This window comes from Roseisalinus antarcticus (assembly GCF_900172355.1).
Lineage (GTDB): Bacteria > Pseudomonadota > Alphaproteobacteria > Rhodobacterales > Rhodobacteraceae > Oceanicola > Oceanicola antarcticus_A.
Genome location: NZ_FWFZ01000073.1, coordinates 1 through 5,947, shown reverse-complemented (window position 1 = coordinate 5,947; position 5,947 = coordinate 1). Strand labels below are relative to the sequence as shown.

Genomic DNA, 5,947 nt, shown 5'->3' with positions numbered 1-5,947 from the left:
GTCTGGTCGAAGGCGCCCGCCATCGTCGGCGCGCACGACACCGGCCCGCTGATCCGCTCGAAGGCCGGGTTCTGGCTCGCGATCCCGACGCCCGCCGCCGGCCGCGGATTGCGCGGCGGAAAGATCACCCCCGACGAATGGGAACGCCGCCGCGGTCTGCGCCTGCGGTTCGTCTATCGCCGCCGCGGCCCGAGCCTGCTCGTCGCGGATCGGGCCCGGATCAACACGCGGGGCACCGCGGTGGCCTCACGCGCCAAGACGGGGCGCAACCAGGTCACCGCGCCGATCTTCTTGCTGGTCCCGCAGGTCAAGCTGCCGAAGCGGCTCGATCTCGACCGGGACGCCGAGCGCGCGCGTGACAGCGTGCCCGGGTTGATCGTGGCGAACTGGGTGGAGGGGCGGCTTTGATCATGTCGGATCGCCAAACGCCGCAGAAGTTTCGAGGCTGTTGGATCGGCTCAACCAGCACAGCAAGACAGCTTCGCGACATCCATGTCGAAGGTCTGAGCGGCGAGCTTCAGGCCCTCGACTGTGGTCAGATAGGGAAAGATCGTCTCGCCGAGCGCCTTCGTCGTCATGCCGAACTTCAGCGCCATGGCCAGCGTCTGAACGCTGTCGGCCCCTTCCGGCGCCATGATCACGCCGCCCAGCAGGCGGTCCGTCTGCGCATCTGCGACCAGCTTGATCCGCCCCCGCGTGTCGCGGGCGGCGAGCGCGCGGGGCACGTTGTCGAGGTCAAGCACGCTTGTCTTCACGTCATGGCCGGCGTCGCGCGCGTCCGCCTCGGTCAGGCCAACGCCCGCGACCTGCGGATCGGTGAATACCACCCACGGCATCGCCGCGTTGTCGTAGCGCTCGGCGCCGTCCAGCACGGCGTTGCGGGCCGCGAGCTTTGCGCCGTAGGCCGCCATGTAGACGAACTGGTCGCGGTCCGCGACGTCGCCTGCCGCATAGATGCCGGGGCGTGTCGTGGCCATGTCGTCGCCGACCCTGATCGTGCCGCGCGCGTCGGTCTCGACGCCCATTTCGGCCAGGCCCAGCCCCTCGGTGTTGGGCGCGCGTCCCGTGGTCAGGACGAGATGGTCGGCCGTCAGTTCGCGGACGGTCCCGTTCCGCGTGACCGACAGGAGCGCGCCGTCATCCACCTCTCGTGCAGCCTCGTAGCGAACGCCGTCGAGGATCGTCAGACCCTCTTCCCGCAAGACCTCCGTGAGCGCCTCGGACACCTCCGGCTCGGTGCGCGGCAGCAGGCGCGACCGGCAGACGATGGTCACGCGGACGCCCATCCGCGCCATCATCTGCGCCAGTTCCACGCCGATATAGCCGCCGCCGAGGAAGATCAGGCTCTCGGGCAGCCGCTCCAGTTCCATCAGCGAGGTGCTGTCGAGCGTCGGCACATCCGCAATGCCGGGGATGTCGGGCACTGCGGGCCGCCCGCCGGTTGCGACGATCACCCTTGGCGCGGCGATCCTGCGCCCGCCGACCTCGACGCCGCCATCCACGAGCCGCGCCGGCCCCTCGTCGACATAGGTGACACCGTCGTACTCGGGCAGCAGCTCGGCATATTTCTTCTGTCGCAGGCTTGCGACAAGGTCGTCCTTTGCGCCGATCAGGGCCGCCCAGTCGGTCACCTGCGAGTCGCCCGACAGTCCGGGGAAACGGCGCGCGGCCTTCGCGCCATGCATGGCCTCGGCCGCGCGGATCATCGTCTTGGAGGGCACGCAGCCCACGTTCACGCAGGTCCCGCCGATCGTGCCGTGGCCGATCAGCGCGACGCGCTTGCCGCCCTCGACGGCCGTGATCGCGGCCGAGAAGCCGGCCGAGCCCGCACCGATGACGGCGAGGTCATAGTCACCCTTGGGCGTGCAGCAATCGTCTTTCATCAAGTCATCCATCCGTTCGAGTGGTCTGGCGCCGCTGCCGCCGCCAGACGGCATACACCGTCAGCACGACGAAAAAGGCGAGTGCGGGCAGCAGCACATAGTCGAGCCAGCCCAGCCAGGCCGACAGTCCCACGGCGCCGAGAAGCACGACCAGGATCGGCGTGAAGCAGCAGAGCGCCACGATGACGGTGCCGACGATCCCTGTCGCGATCAGCTTGCGGTCGGTCTGCTCGGTCATCCCGTCAGCCCGCGACCCGCGCCGGGTAGCCCGCATTGGCCGAGGCCGCCGCGATGGCGTCGGCACTGGTCGCGGCGGAGTCGTAGATCACCGTGGCGGTGCGTGCCTCGAAGTCGATCTCGACAGTGCGCACGCCCGCGACGCCCTCCATCGCACGCTTCACAGTGATCGGGCAGAGCGCGCAGGTCATGTTGTCGACCGCGAACGTGATAGTCTGCTCCGCGGCGACGGACTGCGCGACCGCAGAAGTGGCGGTCATCGGGGCGACGGCTGTCAGGCCGAACAGTGCAAGGGCAAGGAACTTCTTCATGAGGGTGTCCTTCCGGGATCAGTAGAGAAGCGGGGCCCACCAGTCGATGGTGAGTGCTGCGACAACGAGGATCAGCGAGGCCCAGAGTGCGGTCTTGGTGATGCGCGCCGATGCTGGCCTTGCGCAGTAGGAACCGGGTTCGCAGACGGTCGGCTTGCGGAAATAGACCTGCCGGAATCCCGCCCCGACGAAGCCGAGCGCGATCACGGCGAAGATCGGCTTGTAAGGCTCCAGCGCCGTCAGGTTGCCGATCCAGGCGCCCGAGATGCCGAGGGTCAAAAGCACCAGCGGCCCGATGCAGCAGGCCGAGGCGAGAAAGGCGCCCAGCACACCGCCTGCCGCAAGCCAGCCCTTTCGGGCGGGGCGATCCGCGCCCGTGCTGTCCGTTCGGTCGTCCGTCAGCGCCATGTCGCGCACCTCTCGTCTGTGATTTAGGAGAGGTGTAGGGTCTGTAGCAACTACAGGCTCAAGAGGAAACTTGCCCATGACCGATCACGAGCGCGAGAGCGGTTTCACACGCGGCGACCTGGCCCGGGCGACCGGCTGCAACATCGAGACGATCCGCTATTACGAGAAGACCGGCCTTTTGCCCGACCCGCCCCGGACCGACGCCGGCTACCGCATCTATTCCACCGCGCACGCCACACGTCTGCGCTTCATCCTGCGCGCCCGCGAACTCGGGTTCTCGATGGAGGACATCCGCGGACTGATGGGGCTCGAAGACGGCGCCGCGCCGACCTGCGCAGAGGTCAAGGAGCGGACGGAGCGCCACCTTGCCGATGTCCGCGCGAGGATCGCGGATCTCCGGCGTATCGAAACCGTCCTCGCTGCAACCGCATCCAGGTGTTCGGGCGCCGAAGTCCCCGACTGTCCGGTGCTCGACGCGATTTCCAACCCGGCCGACCCATGACACCTCGCGAAACCATCCTCGCCGCGCTGAACGCGCGGCTCTCGGCGCTTCCCGCCACCGCTTTGCGCAGCGAGGTGCTGCCCGAGCGCGTCCCGGCCGATGGATTACTGATCCTGCGCGACGGCGAGCCGGGGGAGCCGGAGGTGACGTTTTCGCCGCTGCGTTATCACTACCAGCACCGCGCCGAGATCGAGGCGGTGGTTCAGGGCGCCGACCGTGATGCCGCCTTCGACACGCTGACCGCCAGCATTGGCACGGCGCTCGCCGCCGACCGCACGCTGAGCGGGCTCTGTGACTGGGTAGAGGCAGAAGCGCCGCGCCCGGTCGACTTGGCCGTAGAGGGCGCGGCGAGCCTGAAGGCGGCGACCATCGCGGTGGTGCTGCACTACGCGACGGACGACCCGCTGAGCTGAGCGCGGCGTCCACGGCAACCGGGCGACCTCCCCAACCTGACCACTGACCCACCGGCCCGCGGACCCGCTCCGCGGGCCGTTCCTTTTTGCGACAGGAGAGCATCATGGCACGATCCCTTGGGGCCCGGGCGCGGCTCGCGCTCGGCTTCGAGACCACCTACGGCACGCCGCCGGCCAGCGGCTTCATCCGAATGCCCTTCGCGCCGGGGCTGACCGTCGCCGCCGAACAGCCGCTGCTCGACTCCGAGCTGCTGGGCTACGGCCGCGATCCGCTGGCGCCGGTCAAGGACGCGATCACCGCCGACGGCGACGTGGTGGTCCCGATCGACGCGGAGGCCTGGGGCCACTGGCTCAAGGCCGCCTTCGGCGTGCCCACGACCAGCGGCACCGGGCCCTACACCCACGAGTTCCAGTCCGGCGCCTGGGACCTGCCGAGCTTCGCGCTGGAAAAGGGCCTGCCGGAGGTACCGCACTTCGCCATGTATCCCGGCTGCCGGGTCAACCAGTTGCAATGGTCGATGGAGCGCTCGGGCCTCGTCACGGCGACCGTCGGCGTGATCGCGCAGGGCGAGGACAAGAGCGCTGCGAGCCAGGCCGGCACCCTGACCGAGCCCGCGCTCAGGCGCTTCGGCAGCTTCAACGGCAGCGTCCAGCGCGATGGGGCGGCGCTCGGCAACCTGGTCTCGGCCGAGATCACCTATGCCAACAACCTCGACCGGGTGGAGACGCTCCGCGCCGACGGCAAGATCGACGGCGTGGAGCCCGGCATCGCCGCGCTCACCGGCAACGTGGTGGTCCGCTTCGCCGACGAGACGCTGCTGCAGCAGGCGATCGACGGGGCGGCTTGCGAGCTGGTTTTCGGCTACGCGCTGCCCTCGGGCGAGAGCTTCACGCTGACTGCGCATGCCGTCTACCTGCCGCGCCCGCGGATCGGGATCGACGGGCCGCAGGGCATCCAGGCGACATTCGACTGGCAGGCGGCGCGTGACCCCGGCACCGGCCGCATGGCCACCGCAACCCTCATCAACGACGTGGACCTGTACTGATGCTCCGACTCGACATGACCCGCAAACCCGCCTGGCACGACATGCCCGGCGGCGTGCGCCTGAAACTCCTGCCGATCACCACCGCCCTGATGGCCGAGGCGCGCCGCGATCCCGACGTGGTCGAGGCGCTGCAGAGCGTGCCGCCCGAGGCCATTGAGGCGGAGGCAGACGCGGCCATTTCGCGCGCGACCGACGAGGCGGTGGCGATCCCTTTCGCGGTCGCGCTGGCCCGGCTGGCGATCGTGGAATGGGACGGCGTCGGCGACGCGAGGGGCAATCCGGTGGAGCCCGGGACCGAGACGATCCCGGCGCTGATGGACATCTGGCCGATTTTCGAGGCGTTCCAGACCCGCTACGTCCAGAAAGGACTGCTGCTGGAGCAGGAAAAAAACGCCTCTGCGCCCTCGCAGCCTGGGTCTGGGGCGGGGGCGCGGAGTACTGCGCAGGGTGCCAAGGGCCGTGCCCGGACTGCCCGCAAACGCAAGAGCGCCCGCTGACGCTGGAGGGTCGGCAGATGCGGGATCTGGTGCAGGCGGCCGGCGGCCAGCTGCGGCTGGCGCCGATGGGCGGCGTCATCGGCTTCGACATGACCGCGCTCCTGACGATGGCCCGCGTCCGCGGCGTTCCGCTGGCCGCCGCCGCCGAGCTTCTCCCGCATGTCGAGGCGGTGGTGGTCGAGACCCTGCAGAAACGAAACGACGAGTCGCGCGGGGACGGCGGCGCCATGGGGGCTGACTGATGGCCGAGAAACGTGTGAGCGTGCGCCTGTCGGCGACGGGCGGGCGGCAGGTCAAGGATGCGCTGCGCGGTGTGGGCGAGGCCGGGCAGCAGGGCTTCCGGCGCCTCTCGCGCGAGATGGAGGCGGCCAACCGCCGGCTCGCCCGCTTCGCGCGGCAGGCCACGCGGATCGCCCGGGTCGTCGGCGCGGCAGCTACGGCGGCGGGCGCGGCGCTGATCCGCTCGGGGCTCCAGACCGTCGACGCGCAGGCCAAGCTCGCGCAGTCGCTGGCCACCACCACAGCGAGCGTGCAGGTGCTCGCGCGTGCGGCGGACCTGTCGGGCAATACCTTCCGCGAACTCGAGGCCGGCTCTGCGCGCCTGACCCGGCGCCTTTCGCTCTTCGCCGCCGATGGCAGCGGCCCTGCGG

The 5,947-nt window shown here is 69.9% G+C and carries 10 protein-coding genes and 1 pseudogene; 7 read left to right on the top strand and 4 right to left on the bottom strand.

Going from position 1 to position 5,947, the window contains the following annotated elements; genetic code table 11:
* Nucleotides 1–408: DUF6441 family protein (locus tag ROA7023_RS22760; protein ID WP_234992421.1), on the top strand; the 408-nt coding region annotated here is incomplete at its 5' end.
* A gap of 50 nt (nt 409–458) precedes the next feature.
* Here ROA7023_RS22760 and merA read toward each other — a convergent pair.
* From merA to ROA7023_RS22740, 4 genes are read right to left on the bottom strand one after another with little or no spacing between them, the layout of a single operon-like run.
* The gene (gene merA, locus ROA7023_RS22755) at nt 459–1,883 is read right to left on the bottom strand and encodes a mercury(II) reductase (RefSeq protein ID WP_234992420.1); all 1,425 of its coding nucleotides are present in this window, start codon (nt 1,881–1,883) and stop codon (nt 459–461) included.
* 4 nt (nt 1,884–1,887) lie between these two features.
* Nucleotides 1,888–2,121, bottom strand: coding sequence for a mercury resistance system transport protein MerF (merF, locus tag ROA7023_RS22750; RefSeq protein ID WP_121096992.1), 234 nt, complete (start codon nt 2,119–2,121; stop codon nt 1,888–1,890).
* Between the two features lie 4 nt (nt 2,122–2,125).
* Nucleotides 2,126–2,431: a heavy-metal-associated domain-containing protein gene (locus ROA7023_RS22745; RefSeq protein ID WP_050664248.1), complete on the bottom strand. Its 306-nt coding sequence runs from the start codon at nt 2,429–2,431 to the stop codon at nt 2,126–2,128.
* An 18-nt stretch (nt 2,432–2,449) separates the two neighbouring features.
* Nucleotides 2,450–2,839 carry a mercuric transporter MerT family protein gene (locus ROA7023_RS22740; RefSeq protein WP_050664247.1) on the bottom strand — a complete coding sequence of 130 codons (390 nt, stop codon included), beginning with the start codon at nt 2,837–2,839 and terminating at the stop codon, nt 2,450–2,452.
* A gap of 76 nt (nt 2,840–2,915) precedes the next feature.
* Here ROA7023_RS22740 and ROA7023_RS22735 point away from each other — a divergent pair, with 76 nt between their 5' ends.
* From ROA7023_RS22735 to ROA7023_RS22710, 6 genes and pseudogenes are all read left to right on the top strand, one after another.
* Nucleotides 2,916–3,341 (top strand): MerR family transcriptional regulator, encoded by a 426-nt coding sequence (locus tag ROA7023_RS22735; RefSeq protein WP_050664246.1) that lies wholly within the window; start codon nt 2,916–2,918, stop codon nt 3,339–3,341.
* Nucleotides 3,338–3,754 carry an acyl-CoA transferase gene (locus ROA7023_RS22730; protein ID WP_085881256.1) on the top strand — a complete coding sequence of 139 codons (417 nt, stop codon included), beginning with the start codon at nt 3,338–3,340 and terminating at the stop codon, nt 3,752–3,754. The genes ROA7023_RS22735 and ROA7023_RS22730 overlap by 4 nt, the downstream gene beginning before the upstream one ends.
* A gap of 104 nt (nt 3,755–3,858) precedes the next feature.
* A complete protein-coding gene (locus ROA7023_RS22725; protein ID WP_085881255.1) occupies nt 3,859–4,800 on the top strand; it encodes a phage tail tube protein in 942 nt (313 codons plus the stop codon).
* Nucleotides 4,800–5,297 carry a hypothetical protein gene (locus ROA7023_RS22720; protein WP_085881254.1) on the top strand — a complete coding sequence of 166 codons (498 nt, stop codon included), beginning with the start codon at nt 4,800–4,802 and terminating at the stop codon, nt 5,295–5,297. The genes ROA7023_RS22725 and ROA7023_RS22720 overlap by 1 nt, the downstream gene beginning before the upstream one ends.
* A gap of 17 nt (nt 5,298–5,314) precedes the next feature.
* Nucleotides 5,315–5,539 carry a DUF7697 family protein gene (locus ROA7023_RS22715; RefSeq protein ID WP_085881253.1) on the top strand — a complete coding sequence of 75 codons (225 nt, stop codon included), beginning with the start codon at nt 5,315–5,317 and terminating at the stop codon, nt 5,537–5,539.
* Nucleotides 5,539–5,947 (top strand): annotated as a pseudogene (locus ROA7023_RS22710) (phage tail tape measure protein); the annotation flags it as partial. The gene ROA7023_RS22715 and the pseudogene ROA7023_RS22710, both read left to right, overlap by 1 nt.

Excerpts from the sequence above, each read along its gene's own strand:
- ROA7023_RS22735 (WP_050664246.1), top strand. The coding sequence starts at position 2,916 with ATGACCGATCACGAGCGCGAGAGCGGTTTCACACGCGGCGACCTGGCC.
- ROA7023_RS22745 (WP_050664248.1), bottom strand. The coding sequence starts at position 2,431 with ATGAAGAAGTTCCTTGCCCTTGCACTGTTCGGCCTGACAGCCGTCGCC.
- ROA7023_RS22730 (WP_085881256.1), top strand. The coding sequence starts at position 3,338 with ATGACACCTCGCGAAACCATCCTCGCCGCGCTGAACGCGCGGCTCTCG.
- ROA7023_RS22725 (WP_085881255.1), top strand. The coding sequence starts at position 3,859 with ATGGCACGATCCCTTGGGGCCCGGGCGCGGCTCGCGCTCGGCTTCGAG.
- ROA7023_RS22720 (WP_085881254.1), top strand. The coding sequence starts at position 4,800 with ATGCTCCGACTCGACATGACCCGCAAACCCGCCTGGCACGACATGCCC.
- merF (WP_121096992.1), bottom strand. The coding sequence starts at position 2,121 with ATGACCGAGCAGACCGACCGCAAGCTGATCGCGACAGGGATCGTCGGC.
- ROA7023_RS22715 (WP_085881253.1), top strand. The coding sequence starts at position 5,315 with ATGCGGGATCTGGTGCAGGCGGCCGGCGGCCAGCTGCGGCTGGCGCCG.
- merA (WP_234992420.1), bottom strand. The coding sequence starts at position 1,883 with ATGAAAGACGATTGCTGCACGCCCAAGGGTGACTATGACCTCGCCGTC.
- ROA7023_RS22740 (WP_050664247.1), bottom strand. The coding sequence starts at position 2,839 with ATGGCGCTGACGGACGACCGAACGGACAGCACGGGCGCGGATCGCCCC.